19 protein-coding genes are annotated in these 22,024 nt (G+C 67.8%); 8 read left to right on the forward strand and 11 right to left on the reverse strand.

Going from position 1 to position 22,024, the window contains the following annotated elements:
• Positions 1 to 36: 36 nt before the first annotated feature.
• Positions 37 to 234 carry a con-10 family general stress protein gene (locus tag ACW17Z_RS18675; protein ID WP_419321155.1) on the reverse strand — a complete coding sequence of 66 codons (198 nt, stop codon included), beginning with the start codon at positions 232 to 234 and terminating at the stop codon, positions 37 to 39.
• Between the two features lie 291 nt (positions 235 to 525).
• Between ACW17Z_RS18675 and ACW17Z_RS18680 the strand changes: the two genes are divergently transcribed.
• Positions 526 to 1,200, forward strand: a complete 675-nt coding sequence (locus ACW17Z_RS18680) for a DUF1345 domain-containing protein (protein ID WP_492057087.1) — start codon at positions 526 to 528, stop codon at positions 1,198 to 1,200.
• Here ACW17Z_RS18680 and ACW17Z_RS18685 read toward each other — a convergent pair.
• The 5 genes from ACW17Z_RS18685 to ACW17Z_RS18705 form a co-directional block, all read right to left on the reverse strand.
• Complete coding sequence (locus ACW17Z_RS18685; RefSeq protein WP_492057088.1) at positions 1,197 to 1,895, reverse strand: EF-hand domain-containing protein; 699 nt, start codon at positions 1,893 to 1,895, stop codon at positions 1,197 to 1,199. The two genes, ACW17Z_RS18680 and ACW17Z_RS18685, sit on opposite strands and share 4 nt — an antisense overlap.
• 100 nt (positions 1,896 to 1,995) lie before the next feature.
• Positions 1,996 to 3,432 carry an ATP-binding protein gene (locus ACW17Z_RS18690; protein WP_492057089.1) on the reverse strand — a complete coding sequence of 479 codons (1,437 nt, stop codon included), beginning with the start codon at positions 3,430 to 3,432 and terminating at the stop codon, positions 1,996 to 1,998.
• Positions 3,429 to 4,193, reverse strand: a complete 765-nt coding sequence (locus ACW17Z_RS18695; RefSeq protein ID WP_419321160.1) for a response regulator — start codon at positions 4,191 to 4,193, stop codon at positions 3,429 to 3,431. The genes ACW17Z_RS18690 and ACW17Z_RS18695 overlap by 4 nt, the downstream gene beginning before the upstream one ends.
• 97 nt (positions 4,194 to 4,290) lie before the next feature.
• Entirely contained in the window at positions 4,291 to 5,010 is a 720-nt protein-coding gene (locus tag ACW17Z_RS18700; protein WP_419321161.1) for an MBL fold metallo-hydrolase, read from the reverse strand.
• 102 nt (positions 5,011 to 5,112) lie between these two features.
• On the reverse strand, positions 5,113 to 6,741 hold the full coding sequence (locus ACW17Z_RS18705; RefSeq protein ID WP_419321162.1) for an amino acid permease: 1,629 nt from the start codon (positions 6,739 to 6,741) through the stop codon (positions 5,113 to 5,115).
• Positions 6,742 to 6,871: 130 nt separating this feature from the next.
• Between ACW17Z_RS18705 and hrpB the strand changes: the two genes are divergently transcribed.
• A complete protein-coding gene (hrpB, locus tag ACW17Z_RS18710; protein WP_492057090.1) occupies positions 6,872 to 9,316 on the forward strand; it encodes an ATP-dependent helicase HrpB in 2,445 nt (814 codons plus the stop codon).
• A 336-nt stretch (positions 9,317 to 9,652) separates the two neighbouring features.
• Here hrpB and ACW17Z_RS18715 read toward each other — a convergent pair whose 3' ends face one another.
• From ACW17Z_RS18715 to ACW17Z_RS18725, 3 genes are read right to left on the reverse strand one after another with little or no spacing between them, the layout of a single operon-like run.
• Positions 9,653 to 10,456, reverse strand: a complete 804-nt coding sequence (locus tag ACW17Z_RS18715; RefSeq protein ID WP_492057091.1) for a TrmH family RNA methyltransferase — start codon at positions 10,454 to 10,456, stop codon at positions 9,653 to 9,655.
• 5 nt (positions 10,457 to 10,461) lie between these two features.
• Positions 10,462 to 11,373: an RsmD family RNA methyltransferase gene (locus ACW17Z_RS18720; protein ID WP_492057092.1), complete on the reverse strand. Its 912-nt coding sequence runs from the start codon at positions 11,371 to 11,373 to the stop codon at positions 10,462 to 10,464.
• A gap of 18 nt (positions 11,374 to 11,391) precedes the next feature.
• Complete coding sequence (locus ACW17Z_RS18725) at positions 11,392 to 12,669, reverse strand: glycosyltransferase family 2 protein (RefSeq protein ID WP_492057093.1); 1,278 nt, start codon at positions 12,667 to 12,669, stop codon at positions 11,392 to 11,394.
• A gap of 312 nt (positions 12,670 to 12,981) precedes the next feature.
• Between ACW17Z_RS18725 and ACW17Z_RS18730 the strand changes: the two genes are divergently transcribed.
• Genes ACW17Z_RS18730 through ACW17Z_RS18745 form a run of 4 tightly spaced genes read left to right on the forward strand, consistent with a single transcriptional unit; the run spans position 12,982 to position 16,168 of the window.
• Complete coding sequence (locus ACW17Z_RS18730) at positions 12,982 to 13,617, forward strand: TetR/AcrR family transcriptional regulator (RefSeq protein ID WP_419321168.1); 636 nt, start codon at positions 12,982 to 12,984, stop codon at positions 13,615 to 13,617.
• A gap of 3 nt (positions 13,618 to 13,620) precedes the next feature.
• Complete coding sequence (locus tag ACW17Z_RS18735) at positions 13,621 to 14,433, forward strand: ABC transporter substrate-binding protein (RefSeq protein WP_492057094.1); 813 nt, start codon at positions 13,621 to 13,623, stop codon at positions 14,431 to 14,433.
• A complete protein-coding gene (locus ACW17Z_RS18740; protein WP_492057095.1) occupies positions 14,430 to 15,416 on the forward strand; it encodes a FecCD family ABC transporter permease in 987 nt (328 codons plus the stop codon). The genes ACW17Z_RS18735 and ACW17Z_RS18740 overlap by 4 nt, the downstream gene beginning before the upstream one ends.
• Positions 15,413 to 16,168 carry an ABC transporter ATP-binding protein gene (locus ACW17Z_RS18745; RefSeq protein ID WP_492057097.1) on the forward strand — a complete coding sequence of 252 codons (756 nt, stop codon included), beginning with the start codon at positions 15,413 to 15,415 and terminating at the stop codon, positions 16,166 to 16,168. Before ACW17Z_RS18740 ends, ACW17Z_RS18745 begins: the two co-directional genes overlap by 4 nt.
• A gap of 2 nt (positions 16,169 to 16,170) precedes the next feature.
• Here ACW17Z_RS18745 and ACW17Z_RS18750 read toward each other — a convergent pair whose 3' ends face one another.
• Positions 16,171 to 18,252: a lytic transglycosylase domain-containing protein gene (locus ACW17Z_RS18750; RefSeq protein ID WP_419321173.1), complete on the reverse strand. Its 2,082-nt coding sequence runs from the start codon at positions 18,250 to 18,252 to the stop codon at positions 16,171 to 16,173.
• Between the two features lie 268 nt (positions 18,253 to 18,520).
• Here ACW17Z_RS18750 and dapA point away from each other — a divergent pair, with 268 nt between their 5' ends.
• Complete coding sequence (gene dapA / locus ACW17Z_RS18755) at positions 18,521 to 19,405, forward strand: 4-hydroxy-tetrahydrodipicolinate synthase (RefSeq protein WP_419321174.1); 885 nt, start codon at positions 18,521 to 18,523, stop codon at positions 19,403 to 19,405.
• Positions 19,405 to 19,863: an SsrA-binding protein SmpB gene (gene smpB / locus ACW17Z_RS18760; RefSeq protein ID WP_419321176.1), complete on the forward strand. Its 459-nt coding sequence runs from the start codon at positions 19,405 to 19,407 to the stop codon at positions 19,861 to 19,863. Before dapA ends, smpB begins: the two co-directional genes overlap by 1 nt.
• A gap of 14 nt (positions 19,864 to 19,877) precedes the next feature.
• Here the strand turns inward: smpB and ACW17Z_RS18765 are convergent, their stop codons facing one another.
• Complete coding sequence (locus ACW17Z_RS18765; RefSeq protein WP_492057098.1) at positions 19,878 to 21,920, reverse strand: hybrid sensor histidine kinase/response regulator; 2,043 nt, start codon at positions 21,918 to 21,920, stop codon at positions 19,878 to 19,880.
• Positions 21,921 to 22,024 lie beyond the last annotated feature (104 nt).

Here is a 22,024-nt window from a genome sequence, read left to right on the forward strand (position 1 = left end):
GGTCCAGCGCGCTTCGGGCGTGTTCAGGTCAGGCGTTCAGTCGCCGGGGCGCAGGTTGCGGGAAGAGGATCCACCCTTGCGACCGGCATTGGCGGCAAGGTCGCGGTCCTTGGCGAAGCTTCGCTTCTCGCTGGGTACGCTGGCTCCGCCTTTGCGCGCGATCTCGCGGCGACGTTCAGGGTCCATGGCGGCGAAGCCGCGGCGGCCACGGGGCCGTTCGCTGTCGAGGTCCATACGGTGCTCCTAATCGATACTGGTCACGGTCGACGAACGGGGCGCGGCGTCATAGGGACGGTCGTCCCCAGGATCGACCGGTGACACGGGGGAGGGCATTTCATCGGGCGTTGACCCCGGGTCGTATTCCGGAGGCTGCGGCTCGACAGGAGGCGGTGCGTTGGGGTCGGTCATGGCGTCGTGTCCTGCGCGTTCAGTGACGTAACCAGCGAAGCCACGTTCGGTTCACCTCAAAGCGTGAGTAAATGCACGCAACAGGCGTAAGGCCTGCCAGGCAAAGGGATTGAGCGCGTGTCGAAATCGACGAAATCCAGACCCGCCAGCCACATCACGCCGCCGCACTGGCGGCTCGGCGCGGGCTGTGCGGTCGGTCTGATCGTCTGGGCGGCTGCGCTCTGGCTGCAGGCTCCGAGAGGCTCTCACCTCTTGCTGGGCTGGGACGGTGCCGCCTTCACCTATCTGATCCTGACTTGGCGGATATTCCTGCGCGCCGACGAGGCCGAGATCCGCGATCGGGCGGCTCAGGACGACGAGGGTCAGTCGGTCCTGCTGTTGATCGTGCTGGCCGCCATTGTCGCCAGCCTTGGTGCCGTGGTCGATGCGATGGTGGCGGCGCGGACGGCCCAGGGTCTGGCCAAGGGGCTCATCGCCACCAGCGCGGGCGCCACCCTGGTCCTGTCCTGGCTGGTGCTGCAGACAGTATTCGTGCCGCACTATGCCCATCGCCATTTCGGGGACGGCAAGAGCAAGGGCGGAATCGGTTTTCCCGGCGAGCCGCCGACCAGCTACATGGATTTCGTCTATCTGGCCTTCAGCGTCGGGGCGACCTTTCAGGTGTCGGACAACACCATACTGACCTCGCGCCTGCGCCGGCTGGTCACCGCCCATGCGGCGACCGCCTTCGCCTACAACACCGCCATCCTGGCCCTTGGCATCAACATCATCGCCACCGTGGTGGGCGGCTAGCGGCGCCGCCCCTGGACGGGGGTGGCGGGCAGTTCTTCCACGCGCAGAAGGGCATCCTGGTCCGCATCAAGCAGCGCAAAGCGTGACTTGGCGGCCTTGACGGCCTCTTCGCGTGAGATGCGGCGGTTGAAGTCCGCGTCGGCGCCCATGACCGGCTGGGGCTCGGCCAGCAGGGCGTAGGGCGCGGCCCCCTGCAGGGCGCCGCCGACCAGTCCGCCGCGCTTGCGGGGCGGACCATCGCCGCCGCCGCCGGGAGGACCGCCCCGTCCGCCTCGTCCCCCGCCAAGCGGCATGTTGACCCCCTGCAGGATTTCCGGCGCGATGTTTCGCTCATAGGCCGAGACCTCGAACCCATCGACGACGCCGTCCTTGTCCGTATCGAGCACAGTGAAGAAGCGGCCGGCGTCGGCGACGAACTCATCGCGCGACAACGCGCCATCATGGTTGGCGTCCCCGGCCGAGAACCAGACCGCGACAGGGTAGGGCGCCTCGGCCGGAGCCCGGAAGGGCTCGCCAGCAGGACTGATGAAGAGTTGAGGTCGAGGCCGTCCGGGCCCGTGTTCGCCGCCCTCGCGGGGCGGGGGTCCGAAACCGCGTCCGGGCTTGGGTTCCTCTTCGCCGCCGGGCGCCGCATGGGCGGCCGTCGACAGGAACAGGGCGGCCAGGACGGCGGTGGTCGCAACGCGAGATGTCATGAGGAACTCCTTCCTCCGGGCATCAAGCGCGGTGAGATTGCCGGGGAATGTCTGTCGCCAGGCTAAGCCTTGCACGCCGGCAACAAAGCGGCGCCTGGGGTTAGATCGGCAGGCGAACACAGGCGCGCAGGCCGCCTTCGGGTCGGTTGACCAGGGTGACGTCGCCGCCATGGGCCCGGGCCAGCGAGCGCACGACCGCCAGCCCAAGGCCGATACCGCCCGTTTCGCGATTGCGCGAGGGCTCGCCGCGGAAGAACGGCTCGAACACCCGCTCCTGCTCGGCCGGCGGGATTCCGGGGCCATCATCGTCGATCTCGATGATCGCCATGTCGCCCTCGGAGAACACGCGACCGCGCGCGGCGTGGCCGTACTTCAGGGCGTTGTCGACTAGATTGGCGACCAGCCGCTTGAGCGCGATCGGATCGCCCTCGATGACGATTTTCTCGGCGCGCTCGACTGTGGCCTGGCCTCCGGTCTCGGCGGCTTCATCGACCACGCTCTCCAGCAGGGAGGCCAGCTCAAGCTTGGTGCGTTCGGCGGGGCGGGTGGTGTCGCGAACGAAGGCCAGGGCGGCCGAGATCATGGCCTCCATCTGGTCGATATCGGCGGCCAGCTTGGCGCGCACATCGTCGGGCGTGGCTTCGATGCGGAACCGCAGGCGGGTCAACGGCGTGCGCAGGTCGTGGGCGATGGCCCCGATCATCGCGGTCCGATCCTCGACATAGCGGCGCAGGCGCTCCTGCATCATGTTGAAGGCGTTGGCGGCGGCCACGACCTCGGTCGAGCCTGACAGCTCCAGCGGCGCGGCGCGGGGATCTCGGCCAAGCCGCTCGGCGGCGTTGGCGAAGGCGGTGATGGGCTCGGCCAGCCGACGGGCGAACAGCCAGGCCAGGGGCGCGACGGCCAGCACCGACAGCACCAGGATCAGCAGGACCCGCTGCTGCCAGCTGTCGAAGCGGAAGGTGGGCTTGGGTTCGACCACGACCCAGCTGCCGTCGCTCTGACGAACGCCCAGCTCGAAGTCGCCGAAGATGAACGGTTCGTCGCGCGCCGGCCCGGCGCGAGCGCCGCGCTCGCCAGGCGGCGGCAGCTCGCGGGCGATGAACTGGTCGCGGGGGCCGCCCGGGCCAGTGTGACCGCCTGGCCCGGCAGGACCGCCCGTCCGGTCATTCGGGGTTGGCTTGAAGCGTCGAACAAAGAAGCGTGGACCGTTGTCCGTAACGATCTCGATACGCGCCGGCGCAACGTCGATGGCGCGACCGATGCCGGCCTTGAACTCGGCCCTGCGAGCGGAGTCGGGGCCGCCGGAGGGCATCCTGGCCCGGATCTGAACCACCAGAGCGCGTCCATCCCGGGGCTGCACCGTCTGGCCGGTCTTCAGGGCGCGTGTGATCTCCGACAGCCGATACAGCTCGGGCGGCGGCGGCGGCAGGGTGAAGATGACGGCGATGGCGATCAGCTGCGCCGCCACCAGGGTCAGCGTCACCAAGCCCAGCGCCTGCACGAACAGCGGCGCGCCGCGGCGGCGCTGGTTCATGGCGTGCGAAGGACCTTGGCGGTGAACATGTAGCCCTCGCTGCGAATGGTGCGGATCAGCTCGCTGCCGCCGCCGTCGTCCAGCTTGCGCCGTAGCCGGCTGATCTGGACGTCGATGGCGCGGTCATAGGCATCGGAATCGCGACCGCGAGCAAGATCAAGCAGCTGGTCGCGGGTCAGCACCCGCTGGGGGCGTTCCACGAAGGCGCGGAGCAGCGAGAACTCGCCGCTGGACAGGTTCACCACCACCGACTGCGGCGAGCGCAGTTCGCGGCGCACCAGGTCGAGCCGCCAGCCGGCAAACTCACAGGCCGCGCCCATGCCGTCGTCGCTGTTGCGAGGCTCCTGCCGACGGCGCAGCACGGCGCGGATGCGGGCCAGCAATTCGCGCGGGTTGCAGGGCTTGGGCAGGTAGTCGTCGGCTCCGAGCTCCAGGCCGACGATACGGTCGGTTTCCTCGCCCATGGCCGACAGCATGATGATGGCGGGGCCGTCCTGCGCCGAAAGCCGGCGGCAGATGGCCAGGCCGTCCTCGCCGGGCAGCATGACATCGAGCACCACCAGATCGACCGGCCCTCGCGAGAGGACCTGTTCCATGGTGCGGGCGTCGGAAGCGGTGTCTACGGCATAGCCGTGTCGGCTCAGGAAGTCGGACACGACATCGCGAATGCCGGGGTCGTCATCGACGATGAGGATCCGCGACGCCGCGCTGCGCGGGGCCTCTGGGTCAGCTGCGGGGCCGGTTTGTGGGATGGTCTCCATGAGACGCTCCTGTCATGTCCCCGTGGCGTTCAGATTTCACGCTTGAAACAGCCGTGCAACCCGACGGCGCGGTTTTGGATCCCAATCGGCTCCGCGCCTAGCCCGGAGAGTTGTTTTTGGGGATCGCGAAGTCGGCGCCCTGGATGTTCTGGGCCTCGATCGCCAGGTCGCTGACATAGGGGTTGCTGCGTCGCTCGGCGGCGAAGCTGGACATCGGTCCATGGCCGGGGACGAACCGTACGTCGCCGCCCAGCGGCCACAGCTTCTGGGTGATCGAGTCCAGCAGGTCCTGGTGATTGCCACGCGGGAAGTCGGTGCGGCCGATCGAGCCCTGGAACAGCACGTCTCCCACCTGGGCGAAGCGCGCCTCGCGGTGGAAAAAGATCACGTGGCCCGGCGTGTGGCCGGGGCAATGCAGCACTTCGAACTCCGTCTCACCCAGGGTTACGACGTCGCCATCGTCCAGCCAGCGGTCGGGAACGAAGATCCGGGCTTCGGGAATGCCATAGCGCTCGCCGGACATCTGGATCTGGTCGATCCAGAACTGATCGTCCTTGTGGGGCCCTTCGATCGGAACACCGGTGAGGCGTTTGAGCTCCGCTGCGCCGCCGGCGTGGTCCATGTGGCCGTGGGTGATCCAGATCTTCTCCAGGGTCAGGCCCTGGTCGGCCAGAGCCTTCATCAGGCGTGGCACCTCGCCGCCCGGATCGATGACGGCAGCCTTCAGCGTCTTGGCGCACCAGACGATGGTGCAGTTCTGCTGCAGGGGCGTGACCGGCGCGATGACGGCGCGGATGGGAGGCTGGGCTTGGCTCACGGGAACTCCTTCTCAGGGGCACCATAGGGGCTGGCGAGCGCGCAAGAAAGAAGGCCCGGGATTGCTCCCGGGCCTTCGATCGAGGTCGACGAAGAAGATTGGTTACTTCACGTCGTCCACGCCGCGACCCATGGCCTCGGCCGGCGAGTTCATTTCGGTGTCCTCGGTGATGTCGATGCCCTTGGCGAGCTTCGAGTGCCAGAAGCCATAGGCGATGTAGATCACCGCGCCGACCGCCGCATAGCCGCCCAGGATCATCAGCGGCAGCGGATTATCGTTCATGGCGTGAACGATCATCGGCTGGAAGTTCTGATAGGCCAGGAACAAGCAGGCCAGGATGCCGCAGACGGCGGTGAAGATGCCGCCCGGCACCTTGAACGGGCGGGGCAGGTCGGGGTGCTTGATGCGCAGATAGATCACCGACAGACAGACGATCGAGAAGGCCACGGCCGTGCCCAGCGAGACCAGATCACCCAACAGGCTGATCGGCAGGAACGAGGCGGCGATGGCGATGACGACGCCCAGCAGGATGGTGCCCAGCCACGGGGTGCGGAACTTGGGATGGATCGCGGCGAAGACCTTCGGCAGCAGGCCGTCGCGGGCCATGGTGTAGAAGATCCGGGTCTGGCCGTAGCACAGAACCAGCATGACCGAGGACAGGCCGGTAATCGCGCCGATCTTGATGGCGATGCTGATCAGGTTCAGCTTGCCGCCTTCAGCCGCCGCGTAGGGAACGTCGGCCCATTCCAGGGCCATGCGGTCGATGGCGACGGCGATCGGGGCCGGGCTGGCCAGTTCCTTGTAGGGAACCACGCCGGTCATGACGGCCGCAACGGCCATGTAGATCAGGGTGCAGACGACCAGGGCGCCCAGGATGCCGATCGGCACGTCCCTGGAGGGGTTCTTGGCCTCGGCGGCGGCGGTCGAAACCGCTTCAAAACCGACATAGGCGAAGAAGATGATCGCCGCGCCGCGGAAGATGCCGCCGGCGCCGAACTCGCCGGGCTGGCCGGTCGGCTCGGGGATGAAGGGGTGCCAGTTGGCGGGGTTGATGTACTGGATGCCCACCGCAATGAACACCAGCAGCACGATCACCTTGACCACCACGATGGCGTTATTGACGTTGGCGGACTCGCTGACGCCCAGCACCAGCAGGGCCGAGACCATGGCGATACCGATGGCCGCCACGATGTTCAGCGTGCCGGTCATGGCGAATGTCGTGCCGCCTTCAGGCGTGGCGACGGCCTGGATCAGCGGCGTGGCCCACATCGGAGCCTCCGCGCCGGCGACCATGATCGTCGGGAAATTAACTCCGAACGCGTGCAGGGTGCTGACGACATAGCCGGACCAGCCCACCGCGACGGTGGAGGCGGCGACGCCGTATTCCAGCACCAGCAGCCAGCCCATGATCCAGGCGAAGACCTCGCCTAGGGTGCCGTAGGCGTAGGTATAGGCCGAGCCGGAGACCGGCATGGTCGAGGCGAGTTCGGCGTAGCAGAGGCCGGCCAGGCCGCAGGCGATGCCGGCGACGATGAACGACAGCATGATCGCAGGGCCGGCATTGGCCGAGGCCACCTGACCCGTCAGCACGAAGATACCCGCGCCGATGATGGCGCCGATACCCAGGCTCATGAGATTGATGGGACCCAGCGTTCGTTTCAGCTGGCTGTGTGCGGCCTCCTTCTGGATGCTCGCAATCGACTTCTTCAGGAACAGCCTGTTTCCGGCCATGTGTTTCTTTTCCCCAACGACCAGCGAACCCCCGCTAGTCAGGCATTGGGCCGGGACGTTAGTCAGACCGGCGGCTTCGCGCAACGCCTTGCGGTGACGAGAGCGGTTTGAGGGTCTATGCCTCCCCGCGATGCTGCCGATCGAGAATGTCCTGCCCGCATTGAAAGCGGCGATGCTCGCTTCCCATGCGACGGTCCTGGTGGCCCCGCCGGGCGCGGGCAAGACCACGGCTGTTCCCTTGGCGCTGTTGGGCGAGCCCTGGGTCGGCGAGCGCAAAATCATCGTGCTGGAGCCCCGCCGGCTGGCCGCCCGAGCCGCCGCGTCCCGCATGGCCTCCACCCTGGGCGAGGCGGTTGGTGAAACTGTAGGCTTCCGCGTGCGGTTGCAGTCGAAGGTCTCGGCCCGCACCCGCATCGAGGTGGTGACCGAGGGCGTCTTCACCCGGATGATTCTCGACGACCCGGGTCTGGAGAGCGTCGCGGCCGTCCTGTTCGACGAATTCCACGAACGCAGCCTGGATGCAGACCTGGGCCTGGCCTTCGCCCGCGACGTCCAGGGCCTGCTGCGCGATGATCTGCGGCTGCTGGTGATGTCGGCCACCCTGGACGGCGCACGCGTCTCGTCATTGCTGGGTGACGCCCCGGTGATCGAGAGCCAGGGCCGGATGTTTCCGGTCGATACGCGCTATGTCGGCCGCGACGACCGTCTCCGCCTTGAGGAACGCGTCGGCAGGGCCGTCGAGCGGGCTCTGACCGAGGAAACGGGCAGTCTGCTGGTCTTCCTGCCGGGCCAGGGCGAGATCCGCCGGGTCGAGAGCTGGCTGGCCGAGCGCCTGCGCCGGCCTGAGGTCGATCTGGCGCCGCTGTATGGCGCGCTGGACCCGGCCGTGCAGGACCGCGCGATCGCCGCCGCTGCGACGGGGCGTCGCAAGGTGGTTCTGGCCACCTCGATCGCCGAGACCAGCCTGACCATCCAGGGCGTACGCGTGGTGATCGACTGCGGCCTGGCCCGCGTGCCGCGCTATGATCCCGCCAGCGGCATCACCCGGCTCGACACCGTCCGCGTGAGCCGCGCCGCCGCTGATCAGCGCCGGGGCCGGGCAGGGCGCACCGAGCCCGGCGTCTGCTACCGCCTTTGGGATGAGGCGGAGACCCGGTCGCTGCCCGACTTCGCCCGTCCGGAAATCCTTGAGGCCGACCTGTCGCGCCTGGCGCTCGATCTGGCCCGCTGGGGAGCCCGCGACGCCTCGGGCCTGTGTTTCATGGACCCGCCGCCGGTGGCTGCCTTCGCCGAAGCCCGCACGCTGCTGCAACGCCTTCAGGCTCTGGATACTCAGGGCGATCTCACCGCCCACGGCAAGGCCCTGGCCGAGATGCCCCTGCCGCCCCGGATCGCTCACATGGTCGTCCGCGCCGCCGCCTCCGGTCAGGCTAGGCGCGGAGCCGAGGTTGCCGCCCTGCTGACCGAGCAGGGGCTGGGTGGCCGGGAGGTCGACCTGCGCCGACGCCTGGAAAACCTGGGCCGCGACCGCTCGCCCCGGGCGAGGGACGCCCAGGCCCTGGCCGACCGCTGGGCGCGCGCGGCGGGCAAGCCTTCGGGCGCGACGCCGCTGGACGAGGGCCTGATGCTGGCCGAGGCCTATCCAGAGCGCGTGGCCCGGGCGCGCGGCAAGCCGGGCGAGTTCCAGCTGGCCGGCGGACGCGGCGTCTATATGGAGCCCACCGATCCCCTGGCGCGCGAGACCTGGCTGGCCGTGGGCGAACTGGGCGGCGGCGACAGCCGCGACCGCATCCTGCTGGCCGCCGCCGTTGACGAAGTTTCCCTGCGCGAGGCCTTTGCCGACCGCCTCACCGCCGAGGACCGTCTGGAGACCAGCCCCGGCGGTAAGGTCCGCGCCAAGCGGCTGCTGCGGCTGGGCAAGCTGGTGCTGGAGGAGCGGCTGATCGACAAGCCTGACCCGGCCCTGATCGCCAGCGCGCTACTCGACCAGGTTCGCTCTGAGGGGCTATCAGCGCTGCGGTTGGGCGATGGCGTCCAGGGCCTGCGCGACCGCGTCGCCTTTTTGCGCAGCCTGGATGGCGAGGTTTGGCCAGACCTGTCGGACGTCGCGCTTATGGAGCGCCTCAGCGAATGGCTGGAGCCGCTGCTGCACGGCCGCTCGTCACTGTCCGCGCTGGACGAGAACACACTGGACGGCGCGATCCGCTCGCTGATCCCCTGGGACGCCCAGCAGAAAATCGATGCGGCGCTGCCGGCCCGCTTCAAGGCCCCGACCGGCACGACCGTCGCCATCGACTATGCCGCCGAGGCCGGGCCGCGCATCGACATCCGCGTGCAGGAACTGTTTGGCCTGACCGAGCACCCCAGCATCGCCGGCGGCAAGATCCCGCTGGTGCTGTCGCTGCTCTCGCCCGGCCACAAGCCGATCCAGATCACGCGGGACCTGCCGGGCTTCTGGAAGGGCTCCTGGCGCGAGGTGAAAGTGGAGATGAAGGGGCGCTATCCCCGGCATGTGTGGCCGGATGATCCGGCTGCCGCAGCGCCGACGACTAGGGCGAAGCCTCGGGGGACCTAGAGCGGCGGGGCGTGGTCGTCTGACTTAGGTTCAGGCTTCAGGAGCCATTGGAAAGGCCACCAATCCGACTTACTGCGGCCACATCCTACGCATTCGCGGGGCATAGGTATCCAGGGAGCAACATATCCGCGTCCGTTGTCCCAAATGTGTTTTCCACAGCGGGGGCATCTGACGCTGTTGCCAAGCACTAGCCAAACGAACGGAAAGGCGAACCAGAGAATATAGCCGACTACACGCGTCTGATCGTATCCCGCCAAGGTCATGCCCACGAGAGCCACAAACATTATGCTCGCGAACATTCCGTAGAGCCAACGCATATGGTTGTCCTCCTAGCGCCTACCCCGTCACCGTGTAGATCATGATCCCCGTCGCCACTGACAGGTTCAGGCTGTCGGCCCGGCCGCGCATCGGGATCTTGACGTTGACGTCGCAGGCCGCCGCCAGTTCGGGCGGCAGGCCTTGCTGCTCATTGCCCATCAGGATCAGCGCTGGCTTCACATAGTCGGCGCTCTTGTGGTCGACGGTGGCGGTCAGCAGGGTGCCGACCACCGAGCCTGGCCAGTCTTCGCGCCAGGCCAGGAATTCCTGGATCGTGGCCTTGGCGATCTTGACCGCGAAGATCGAGCCCATGGTCGCCCGCACGCCCTCGACCGAATAGGGATCGACGCAGTCGCCCACCAGGATCACCCCGCCGCAGCCGGCCGCGTCGGCGGTGCGGATAACGGTGCCCAGGTTGCCGGGATCGCGCACAGCCTGCATCGCCACCCAACACGGCGCGCTTTGCGGCACGATGGCGTCCAGCGGCGTGAACACCTGCTTGAACACGCCAACTACGGCCTGGGGGTTGTCGCGGCGCGAGACCTTTTCGAGGATTTCCCGATTGACCTCAATGACTTCGCCGCCGGCCTTGAGGCAGGCCTGCGAGGCCTTCTGCAGCATCGGATGATCGGCGGCGTCGCGGCCATACATGATGATCTTGGGCGCGTGACCGCAGTCGATCGCCTCGATGACGATCTTCAGGCCCTCTGCCAGGAACAGGCCGCTCTCCTCGCGCTCCTTGCGCATGTGCAGGGCGCGGACGGCCTTGACGGTGTTGTTGGAGAGCGAGGTGACGGTTTTGGCCGGGCTGGGGGCGTTCATCTGGTTCACCCTTCTGAAGACCAGCGGGCGAAGAACGACAGGCCGATCTGGCGGTCGCCCTTTTCCTCGACCAGGGAGAGCTCGCCCCAATCGATGACGCCGCTGCGGCCATCCAGCACCTGGGCCAGCAGACCCGACATAGCCGCGCCAGAGACGCGCGCGGCATAGGCGTTCATCAACAGGAAAGAGGCGTCGTCGGACAGCAGTTGAGCGCAATTGCTTGTGAGCTCGGTCAAATCTTCGAACAGGCGCCAGACCTCGCCGTCCGCGCCGCGTCCGAACTTCGGCGGATCCAGGATGATGCCGTCATAGACATTGCCGCGCCGCACTTCGCGGGCGACGAACTTGCGGGCGTCCTCGACGATCCAGCGGATCGGCTTGTCGTCGAGCCCGGCGAAGGCGGCGTTCTCGCGGGCGAAGCCGACCGACTTCTTGGAGGCGTCCACATGGGTCACGGCCGCGCCGGCGGCGGCGCAGACCAGTGAAGCCACGCCGGTATAGCCGAACAGGTTCAGGATCTTGGGCTGGCGACCTGATGTCTTGGCGAAGGCGCGAACCCGTTCGTCCTGCCAGGCCCAGTTGGCGGCTTGCTCGGGAAAGAAGGCGAGGTGGCGGAAGGGCGTGAACTGGCCATGGAATTTCGCGTCGCCCCAGGCGAGCGGGAACTTCTCGATCGGCTTGCCCTTGAAGCGCCAGCGGCCGGCCTCGTCCTCGTCGGAGGGGTCGAAGATCGCATCGGCGTCCTCCCAGGCCATGGCCGGCAGGCGCGGCGACCAGAAGCATTGCGGCTCGGGGCGCACGACCGTGTAGGGGCCGTAGCGTTCCAGCTTCTTGCCATTGCCGCTGTCCAGCAGGGCGTAGTCGCTCCAGCCGGTGGTGCGCATCACGATGGGGGCGGGGGCGATCGTCGGGCTCATCGTCTCGCCCATACGCTTTCAGGGTGTTGGCCGTCCAGTGCGCGGCGTGTGAGAGGTCTTGTCCCAGTGATGGGGCGCAACGAAGAATTGCCATATCGCGCGGGGCGAGGCGAAGACCCACATCATCCAGTAACCCACCATGCCGAACAGATGCAGGAAGCGTGGGCGGTCGCCTGACCGCAGCACGCCAACCGCTGCGCAGACCGCCGAAGCCATCCAGCCGAACATGTAGAGCGTCAGGTCGGCGCCGGCGATCGACGGTTCGCCATCGGCCAGCCAGTTCACCGCCACGCCGACGCCGGCGATCAGCATGGCTGGAGCATGAAGGTTGGAGGCGGCGATGGGAACGCCAAGCGTCACGATTAGGGCCAGCAGGCTGCGAGGCTGCCTTCGGGTCTCGCCCCGGACATGAACGGCCAGGGTTTGCAGATGCCCCTTGATCCAGCGCGCCCGTTGCGGCCCCCACTGATCCAGCGAGGTGGGCGCGGTTTCCAGGGTGGGGCGCTCAATGACATCCAGCCTGTAGCCCGCCGAGGCCAGACGAAAGCCGATGTCGGCGTCTTCGGTGACATTATAGGCGTCCCAGCCACCGACCGCCTGCAAGGCCGAGCGCCTGAAATGGTTGCTGGTGCCGCCCAGCGGGAAGGGCAGACCCCAACGCGCATAGGCCGGCAGCAGCACCTGGAACAGCGCGGCATATTCCAGTCTGAACTGCTCGGCGATGAAGGCGAGATAGCGCGGCGTCTCGACCCGCAGGGGCGCCTGCAGACAGGCCAGATCAGCGGTGTCCGACGCGAACCGCGCCGCCGCCTCGCGCAGTTGCAGCGGATCAGGAGCATCTTCGGCGTCGTAGATGACAACAAGGGATCCCTTGGCCAGCGCCAGGGCGATATTGCAGGCTCGGGGCTTGGTGCGTGGCAAGCCCGGCGGGGCCACCAGCACCTGGATGAAGGAGGGCAGGTCCAGGACGTGAAAGGCCGAACGGGTCGCCAGATCGTCCGCCTCCAGAACGATCAGGGCCTGCAGCCGGTCCCGCGGGTAGTCCAGTCGGGCCAGATTGCCGACCAGTTCGCGGGCCACTTCCGCCTCGCGATACAGCGGCACGATGAGCGTGTAATGGGGCAGGGCTTGATCGGCCAGCGAGGGACAGTCTCGCTTGCGCGGGGGTGTCAGAATGGCGGCCAGCCGGATCACCGCGCCTGCCACGAAAACGCTGTAGAACAGACCGTAGAGCCCCCAGACCAGAAGGCCGGGCCACAGCACGCCGAGCGCCAAAAGCCCAAGCACCAAGACCACCGCTGTTGATCTTTGCCCCCTTCCAAAAGTGACATGGGCGCCTTCGGCGATCCGAGCGGCGGGCTGTGCGATATCGTCCGGGATAAAGGGGAAGGCCTTGACGGTCCCCTCGGGCGCCACACTCCGTTCTTCGCGCGCCATGTCGCCCCCCGGCCGGTTCGCTCGATCTTCGGGAGTCAATTAAATGAACACAACCAATGAGTGTCAAACAGAAAAACACGCGTTTCAGGTTTGATGCCGTGCCGCCTTGCGACGGCTGGGTGATTCCCGTTTAGTATCGGAAGTTGGGGAAACGCAGGGGACATGCCGGCCGTGACGCTTGTTTTGAAGAAGCCGCACAAGTCCGCCCGAAAGCCGAAAGGCGACGGGCACTTGCGTCGCGGCGAAATCCTTGCCGCCGCCGAGAAGATTTTCATCGCCGAGGGCTATGCCGGCGCGACCATCCGCAAGATCGCGGATGCGGTCGGGGTGTCGTCCACCGCGCTCTACATGCACTTTCGCGACAAGGATCAGATCCTGCTGGAGATCAGCGACGGCGCGATCGAGCGGCTCCTGAACCTCAATACCGACATCGGCGGTCGCGCCATCGACCCCGTTTCGCGAGTCCGGCTGATGCTGGAGGCCTATATGCGTTTCGCGCTGGAGAACCCCAACACCTATGAGCTGGTGTTCTGTGGTTCCGGGGCGAGCATTTCGGTGGAGAAGCAGGCCGGCACCCTGGAGCTGGGGGATCGCTGCTTCGAGAAGTTCAGCGAGCCCTTCCGCGAGATCGCCGCCGCCGGTCGCTTGCGGTCGGGTACGGCGCAGAGCGCCGCCGAAGTGCTGTGGGCGGGTTGCCATGGGCTGGTGTCGCTGCTGATCACCAAGCCGAACCGTACATGGTCTTCGTCCGAGCACTTGATGGGCGTCATGCTGGATGGGCTGCTGAACGGCCTGGTCACGGACTGATCCGTGTCGACCGTCCGTGTGCTTGGCGCTGTCGCGGTGGCGATGGCTTTCGCGCCGTCAGCCGTCGCCGCGAGCCCACGGGTGATGTCGCTGGATTCCTGCGCCGATCAATATGTTCTGGCCCTGGCTCCTCGGGAGGCGATCGTCGGCCTGTCGCATCGCGCCGGCGCGCCGGATTCATATATGCGCAAGGCTTCGGTCGGGCTGCCGCAGCGCCGCGCCACGGTCGAGAGCCTTGTCGCCGCGCGGCCGCAGGTCGTGGTCCGCCATTGGGGTGGCGACGCCCGGCTGGTCTCGGTGCTGGAGCGACGCGGCGTCCATACGGTCAGGATCGATGACGCCGCCGACTTCGACGGCGTCCGCGACAATGTCCGGCGCGTCGCCGTCGCTCTGGACAGCAAGGCGGCCGGCGAGGCGCTGATCGCGCGCATGGACGGCCAGCTCAAGGCCTCGGCCGGCGCCTGGCAGGGGCAAAGCGCCCTCTATCTGACGCCGGGCGGCTATACGGCGGGGAGCGGCACCCTGATCGACGCCATGCTGAAGGCCTCGGGCCTGTCGAACGCCAGTGCGGGACCCTTCTTTAGCCCCGTGCCGCTGGAAAGCCTGGTGATGACGCCGCCGCGCGCGGTGGTTCTGGGCTTTTTCGACCTGACCCGCGCGGGCTCCGACCGTTGGGGAGCCGGGCGTCACGCGGCGCTCAGGCGGGCGACGGAAAACCGCACGATCGCGTCTCTGTCTGGCGCGGTGGTGGGCTGTCCCGCCTGGTTCGCGGCCGATGGTGTGGCGCAGTTGGCTCAGGCGCGAGCCGTGCGATGAGCCTGCTCCGCCTCTGTCTTGGCATGGTCTGCCTGCTGGCGCTCGCCGCCGTCGCCGCTGTGCTGCTTGGCGAAACGCCTCTGGCGCTCGGCCAGTATGCTCAAGCTATCGCCCATCCAGGCTCGCCGCCCGGCGAGGTGCTGTGGACCATCCGGGCGCCGCGCGTCGCCATGGCGGCGCTGGTGGGCGCGGCTCTGGGCCTGGCGGGCGCGACGATGCAGGGTCTGCTGCGCAATCCTCTGGCTGACCCCGGCGTGCTGGGCGTCTCGGCGGTGTCGGGGCTGGGCGCGGCCTTGGCCATTGCCGGCGGACTGGCGGCGGTCCCGGGCGCCATCGAACTGGCCGCCTTGCTGGGCGCGCTGGTGGCCGGCGGGGCGGTGGTGGCCATCGCTGCCCGTCTTCGCGAACCTGAGGCCCTGATCCTGCTGGGCGTGGCTATCTCGGCCTTCGGCGGGGCCCTGACCGCTCTGGTATTCAACCTTGCGCCGTCGCCGGTCGCCATCGCCGAGGTCCTGGCCTGGCTGATGGGCTCGGTCGAGAACCGCGACTGGACCGACAGCCTGAGGGCGCTGGTCCCCATGGCGATCGGCGCCGCCCTGTGTCTGAAGGCGGGGCAGGGCCTGCGCATGCTGACCCTGGGCGAGGAGGCGGCCGCGATGTCGGGCCTGCCCATGTCGCGCCTGCGGGTCTATGCCGTGGCCGGCGCGGCGCTGCTGACCGGCGCCGCCGTGGCCGGAGCCGGGGTCATCGGCTTTGTCGGCCTGGCCGCGCCGCACATGGTGCGGGCGCTGGTGAAGGACGATCCGCGTCAGATCCTGTGGCCCTCTGCCCTGGCCGGCGCTCTGCTGCTGGTTCTGGCCGATCTGGCGGCGCGCGTGGCGCCGACCGATCAGGAACTGAAGCTGGGCGTCGTCACGGCCCTGTTCGGCGCGCCGGCCTTTGCCCTGCTGGCCTGGCGGGCGTCGCGGAGCTGGCGGGCATGACGGCGGCCTGGACCCTCAGCGGCGTCAGCGCGTTTCAGGGCGGCAAGCGGGTCTTGGACGCCGCCAGTCTGGTCGTCAGCCCCGGCGAAGTCGTCGGCGTGGTCGGCCCCAACGGCGCCGGCAAGACCAGCCTGTTGCGGGCGGGCCTTGGCCTGCTGCCCAGACAGGAAGGCGAGGTCTGGCTGGGCGATCAGCGTCTCGAGGCCCTGAGCGCCGAGGCCCGCGCCGCGCGCGTGGGTTACCTGCCCCAGGACCGCCGACTGGCCTGGAATCTCCCCGCCGAGCGCGTGGCCAGCCTGGGCGCGGTCGATCTGCCGGACGCTCAGGCCCTGGACGTGGCGCGTGAGCGACTGGCGCGGGTCGGAGCGGCCGATCTGGCGACGCGCGGCGTGCTCGACATGTCGGGTGGTGAGCGGGCCAGGGTCTTGCTGGCGCGGCTGCTGACCACGCGCGCGCCGCTGCTGGTGGCCGACGAGCCCATCGCGGGCCTGGACCCCGACGCTCAACTGCTGACCCTGGACCTGCTGCGCGCCGAGGCCGCTGCGGGCGCGGGGGTGGTGGTAACGTTGCACGACCTAAGCCTTGCCGCGCGCTGCTGCGACCGCCTGGTGGTGATCGACGGCGGACGTGTCGTGTCGGAGGGCGCGCCGGGCGTAGCCCTTGCGCCCGAGATCCTGGCGCGGGTGTTCAGGCTGGATGGCGCGCTGGTGGAAACGCCGGCGGGGCCCGTGCTGGCCGCCCGCCGGCTATAGGGTCAGGGCTGGGTCGAGGGCGCGTAGGCCTGGGCCACCGCCGGCGCATAGACATAGCCGCCGCGCTTGAGCTCCCGCGACAGGGTCAGGGGCGTGGTCCCGCCATTGAGGCGCGCGCGATAGACCATGGTCGTTTCCAGGGTCCGCATCACATAGTTGCGGGTTTCCGAGAACGGGATGCACTCGATGAAGTCGAGCGGGTCCGTCGTGGCGCCGCGCGGGTCGCCGCACTGGCTGACCCATGCGGCTGGGCGGCCCGGACCGGCGTTATAGGCGGCGGCGGCCATGATGTAGGAGCCGCTGAAGTTTTCGACCATGTCGCCCAGATAGGTCGAGCCCAGGCGCATGTTGTAAGTGGGGTCCGACAGGCGGTCGACCGAATGGCGCTCACCCAACTGGCGGGCCACGATGGCGGCGGTGGGCGGCATCAGCTGCATCATGCCGCGCGCGCCGACACCCGAGCGGGCGTTGGGGTCGAAATTGCTCTCCTGGCGAGAGATCGAATAAACGAAGGCGGTCTCGGCCGCGCCCGGACCCGGCGTGAAGTGATGGTCCAGAAGGGGATAGCCCCGCTCGGGCAGGATGAAGCCGCGCTGGGCGGCGGTGCGCACGGCGCGCATGCCCAGGTCCTGGTCGCCATAGCCGCGTGCGAAGTCGACCAGCAGGGCCGACTCCTCGGCGTTGGGCAGGTTGTCATCGATGAATAGCACTAGCGAGCGGAACTGATCCTTGGCCCCGATGTCGGCCAGCATCCGCGCGGCGCGCACCAGTTCGCGGCCGTGGAAGCGGGCGCGGTCGGCCTGGGTGACGACCGGGTCGCGCTCGAGCTTGAGCTCGGTCAGGCCCGCCTTCTCGGCCGACAGCTGGCCGTAGAAGGTGGTGATGTGGCGTGCGCCCTCGGAATAGAAGGCCTGGGCGGCGATAGGGTCGTTCTGGGCCTCTGCCGCGCGACCCTGCCAGTAGAGCGCCCGGCCCTTGGTGATCGGCGAGGCGCCAATCGCGGCGATGGCGGCGAAGTGGCGAGCGGCCGCGTCGGGCTGCCTGAGGCGGGCCAGGGCGATCCAGCCCGCATAGAATTCGGCTTCTGCGGCGTCAGCGCCGACGCTCAGGCCGGTATTGGCGGCGGCGGCATAGGCGCCCCCGCTGTCGCCGGTTTTCAGGGCCGAGACGACCAGCGCCCGGCGTTCCTTCCAGATCGCGGTGGCGGCTTCGTCGGTCGGCGGCGGCGAGGGGAAATTGCGAACCAGCTGCAGGGCAAAGCTGTCCAGGCCGCGACGACGCATATAGGCGGCGCGCTCGAACACTACGCCAGGAGAGGCCTGATCGTCGGGACCCAGGGTCTCGAACATCGAGGTAGCGCTGGCGGCGTTCTGGCGGAAGGCGATACGGACGCGGGCTGAGGCCTGCTGATCTGCGGGCAGCAGGTCGACCAGCTCGCGCGCCGCCGGGCCTTGCTGGCCATACAGCAGGATATCGGCGCGGCGGGCATAGTCGTCGGCGGTCAGCATCGTCCCGAAGCGGGCGGCCATGCTGCGCTGGGCGTCGGCTTCGAACACCCTGTCGCGCCAGGTGCGGCGGATAAGGTCAATGGCGTCCTGCTGGCGGCCGCTGGCCTGATAGGCCGAGGCCAGGGCCATGGCGCCCTCGGCGGTGGCGGGCTGGCCGCCGCCGAACCAGGCGATGATCTGGGCGGGGCTGAGGCCGGAGACCGACAGCTGCTTTTCGGCGGCGGTCTCGCGGCGACCCGCGCGGGGCCAGCCGGCCAGGTCGCGGCGGGCGGAATCGAGTTCGAAGAAGCTCATCGCCTCGGCCGAGCTGTCGACCAGGGCCCAGAGGGCGATCTTGCGGGCAATCGGGTCCTGCAGGCTGCTCATCGCCATACGGGCGCGAGAAACGTCGCCGCTCCGGGCGCCGGCCAGCGCCATGCGCAGGTTCTCGGCCTCGACGTCGGACACCGTTCCGGGAATGGCGGTCGGCGGGGTGGTGATCAGGGCCGGCGTCGATGACGGCTGGTAGGGGACCGGACCGGACGTCTGGGCGCCCGCGACGCTGCCGAGCAGCACCAGACCGGCGCTTCCGAACATGATCCGACGCAACACTGAAGCCAAAACCCGTTCTCCTTCACGCACCGTCGAATCGAGTCGACAGCCGCTTATGCGATCCATCAGGCCCGAAGACACCTAAGGAACGGTTTTTCTGAGGCCTCAAGGGCTTGACCCTTGGGGCTTGGCCCATCAAACCGCTGCCTGCTCCGACGCACCGGTTGCGGGACGGCGGGGCGGCGACATATTGTCCGCTCCCATCGTCTGGCCGCAACCTTCGCGGCGCCCTTCTCACGGCAAATTGCAAGTTATGGTCCATTCTCCGTTCAAGGGCGTTATTCCCGCCCTGATTACGCCCTTCCGAGACGGCGCCGTGGACGAAGCGGCCTTCGTGGCCCTCGTCGAGCGCCAGATCGCGGGCGGCGTGCACGGTGTCGTGCCCGTCGGCACCACCGGCGAAACCTCGACCCTGAGCCACGACGAGCACAAGCGGGTGGTCGAGCTGTGCGTGCAGACCGTCAAGGGCCGGGTTCCGGTGATCGCCGGCGCGGGCTCCAACTCGACCGACGAGGCCATCGAACTGGCCCAGCACGCCAAGGCGGTGGGCGCCGACGCGGCTTTGGTGGTGACGCCCTATTACAACCGCCCCAGCCAGGAAGGCCTGTATCGCCACTACGAGGCGATCAACAATGCCGTCCAGCTGCCGGTGCTGGTTTACAATGTCCCCAGCCGGGCCAGCGTCGACATCTCCAACGAGACCCTGGCGCGGCTGTCCAAGCTGCCCAACATCATCGGCGTCAAGGACGCCACCGGCGATCTGGTCCGCGCCAGCATGCAGCGCATCCTGTGCGGCCCTGACTGGGTGATGCTGTCGGGCGATGATCCCACGGCCCTGGGCTACATGGCCCATGGCGGCCATGGGGTGATCTCGGTGACCTGCAATGTCGCGCCCGAGGCTTGCTCGGCCTTCATCAACGCCTGCCTGAAGGGCGAATGGGAGACCGCGCTCTATGGTCAGGATCGCCTGATCAAGCTGCACAAGGCGCTGTTCCTGGATTCCTCGCCCGCGCCGACCAAGTTCGCCATCGCCCATCTGGGCCTTTGCGAGCCCGACGTTCGCCTGCCGATCGCGCCGTGCAATGAGGCCGTGAAGCCGGCGATCCTGGAGGCCATGCGCGAGGCGGGTCTGGTCTGATGACCAAGCCCATCGCGGAGAACCGGCGCGCCCGGTACGACTACTTCATCGAAGAGACCTTCGAGGCCGGCATCATGCTGACCGGCACCGAGGTCAAGTCGTTGCGGGTGGGCCGGGCCAATATCGCCGAAGCCTACGCCTCGGTGGAAGGGCGGACGATCAAGCTGATCAACGCTGACATCCCGCCCTATGGCCACGCCAACCGCTTCAATCACGAGCCGCGCCGGCACCGCACGCTGCTGCTGCACAAGAAGCAGGTCGAGAAGCTGATCGGCGCCGTCCAGCGCGATGGCCGCACCCTGATCCCGCTCAAGCTCTACTGGAACGAAAAGGGCCTGGCCAAGCTGGAGATCGGCCTGGCCAAGGGCAAGAAGACCCACGACAAGCGCGAGACCGAGGCCGCCCGCGACTGGCAGCGGGACAAGGCGCGGCTGATGAAGGGCGACCGCGGGGACTGAGCCCGAGGACGGGTCTAGGCCGGCGTCCTCAGGGCGCTGACGGCGCCAAAGAAGGTGTTGGCGCTCAGGGGCTTGGTGATGAATATGTCCGCCCCCGCGTCCATCCCAGCCGCCCTGTGTTCGGGTAGGGCGTTGGCGGTGATCATGATGATCGGCGTCGGCGAACGACTACGGTCGATTTCGTAGCGCCGTATCCTGCGGATCGCCGTCAGGCCGTCCATCACGGGCATCTGCATGTCCATCAGGATCAGGTCGAACTCCTGGGACTCAAAGGCTTCGCACGCTTCAAGCCCGTTTTCGGTGGACAGCACGTTCATGCCCAACTCGCTCAGCAGAGTCTCGATCACCAGGCGATTGATCGGATGGTCCTCACTGACCAGGACGCGGGTGGCCGTGTGCGCCTCGGCGATGTTGGCGTCGGGCGTCACATCGTGCGCGACGATCTGAGAAGGACGCGCGTCCGTTTCAGGAAGCGGCATGTCGAGCCTGAAGACCGCACCGTCGCCCGGTCGCCCTTCGGCGGTCAGCCGACCCCCCATCATCTCCGCAAGTTCGCGGGATATGGCCAAGCCAAGCCCCGTCCCGCCGAAGCGGCGCGTGACGCTGCCGTCGGCCTGCTGGAAGCGCTTGAAGATGGCGTCTTGCTGTGAGGGTTCGAAACCCACGCCCGTGTCCTGCACGGTAAAGCGCCAGCCGCCGGCCGGGTCGTCGGAGGCGGCGCGCACCGACAGCCGGATGTGGCCTTGCTCGGTGAACTTGATCGCGTTTGACAACAGGTTGGTCAGAACCTGGGCCAAGCGGACAGCGTCGCCCATGACCCAGACCTCCGCTGCAGGATCGAGGTCCAGCTGAAGCTCAAGGCCCTTTTCCCGCGCTCGCGGGGCCATGATGTCGGCGATCGACTTGACCGCCCCGCTCAACAGGAAAGGCTCTGGCTCCAGTGACAGACCTTTTGCGTCGATGCGGGCCAGGTCGAGAATATCCGCCAACAATCGGCTCAGCATCTGCCCGGACTTGTGGATCGTGTCGGCCATCTCGCGCTGGCTCGCCGTCAGCGCAGTCTTGGCCAGGGCTTCGGACAGGGCGTTCACGCCGTTCAAGGGCGTCCGGAGTTCGTGGCTCATATTGGCCAGGAATTCGGCCTGCGCATGGTGATTTTCGAGGAGGCTGCGGGCTGCGCGCCTGGTGCTGTAGGACATCAGAGCGGCGAGGGCAGCCAGAACGATCACCACGCCGCTGATCATCCAGAGCGACTGCTTCAGAAGATCGGCGCCAGGCCGTTCTGGGCGCCATACAAGGGCGACGGGTGTGGCGCCCGGGTACGAGGCGAAGGTCGTGCTGGCCTCGTCGGGTCCGACCTTCCCGCCCCCCGGTTCGAACCGAAACTGCGCGAGCTTGTAGCGCTGCGCCAGCAAGTCCATTCGGGGCCGCGTGAGGAAGTCGCCGCCGATCACGATGGCGGCCTTGGCCTTGGCGGGCTTGGCCTTGCCAAAATCAGGCTGCACCAGGCTTGCGATCCACAAGTAGGGCCGACCATCGCGCATCTCGACCTGAGATGTGACGATGGCCTTCTGGGGCCTGTTGTCCGCCATCACCGCGCCGCCTGGAGTCGCCCTGCGCGCCGCCTCCTGTTGACGGATCTCGGCAATGATCGGCTCGGCCCGATGTCTGAGCTCGGCAAGGTCGTCCGCAGACAGGGGCGCTGTGTGGCCACTGCCCCATACCGCCTTGTCATCGCTGTCTACCAAGACAAAGTTCCAGGGGCCGATGCTCTGCTGGAGGTAGGTCGCGATTTGGTCGTTGGCCCAGGTGGCGTTGAGCCTGTTGTCCAGATTCAGAACCGCATCATCCCAGACCGTCTGCGCGATCAGCGCATTCAAGGTCTGCTGAGCCTCAGCCTGGATGCCTTGGCGAACGAGGAATTCCTCATGGCGGCGAACCCGCAGGTCGACCTGACGGGCTCCCAGCACGAGGCTGACGGCCAGCAGGACGATCGCCGTCATCGCCAGCACTGTCAGCGGCCAAACCTGAAGAGGTCTGGAAGAGGTACGCTTCATGGCCATCCTTTCGGCCGCGAACGGCCGACCACACAGCGCTTTGGCGCATGCGTGTGGAAAGATAGTCAGTTTTGCCGAGTCCAGACCAGTTCGAAGGCCTCAAA

The organism is Caulobacter sp. GSs2, assembly GCF_058680895.1.

Bases quoted from the DNA above. Each gene is read 5' to 3' on its own strand.
- ACW17Z_RS18675 (WP_419321155.1), bottom strand. From the start codon at position 234: ATGGACCTCGACAGCGAACGGCCCCGTGGCCGCCGCGGCTTCGCCGCC.
- ACW17Z_RS18685 (WP_492057088.1), bottom strand. From the start codon at position 1,895: ATGACATCTCGCGTTGCGACCACCGCCGTCCTGGCCGCCCTGTTCCTG.
- ACW17Z_RS18690 (WP_492057089.1), bottom strand. From the start codon at position 3,432: ATGAACCAGCGCCGCCGCGGCGCGCCGCTGTTCGTGCAGGCGCTGGGC.
- ACW17Z_RS18695 (WP_419321160.1), bottom strand. From the start codon at position 4,193: ATGGAGACCATCCCACAAACCGGCCCCGCAGCTGACCCAGAGGCCCCG.
- ACW17Z_RS18705 (WP_419321162.1), bottom strand. From the start codon at position 6,741: ATGGCCGGAAACAGGCTGTTCCTGAAGAAGTCGATTGCGAGCATCCAG.
- hrpB (WP_492057090.1), top strand. From the start codon at position 6,872: ATGCTGCCGATCGAGAATGTCCTGCCCGCATTGAAAGCGGCGATGCTC.
- ACW17Z_RS18715 (WP_492057091.1), bottom strand. From the start codon at position 10,456: ATGAACGCCCCCAGCCCGGCCAAAACCGTCACCTCGCTCTCCAACAAC.
- ACW17Z_RS18720 (WP_492057092.1), bottom strand. From the start codon at position 11,373: ATGAGCCCGACGATCGCCCCCGCCCCCATCGTGATGCGCACCACCGGC.
- ACW17Z_RS18740 (WP_492057095.1), top strand. From the start codon at position 14,430: ATGAGCCTGCTCCGCCTCTGTCTTGGCATGGTCTGCCTGCTGGCGCTC.
- ACW17Z_RS18745 (WP_492057097.1), top strand. From the start codon at position 15,413: ATGACGGCGGCCTGGACCCTCAGCGGCGTCAGCGCGTTTCAGGGCGGC.
- ACW17Z_RS18750 (WP_419321173.1), bottom strand. From the start codon at position 18,252: ATGTTCGGAAGCGCCGGTCTGGTGCTGCTCGGCAGCGTCGCGGGCGCC.
- dapA (WP_419321174.1), top strand. From the start codon at position 18,521: ATGGTCCATTCTCCGTTCAAGGGCGTTATTCCCGCCCTGATTACGCCC.
- smpB (WP_419321176.1), top strand. From the start codon at position 19,405: ATGACCAAGCCCATCGCGGAGAACCGGCGCGCCCGGTACGACTACTTC.
- ACW17Z_RS18765 (WP_492057098.1), bottom strand. From the start codon at position 21,920: ATGAAGCGTACCTCTTCCAGACCTCTTCAGGTTTGGCCGCTGACAGTG.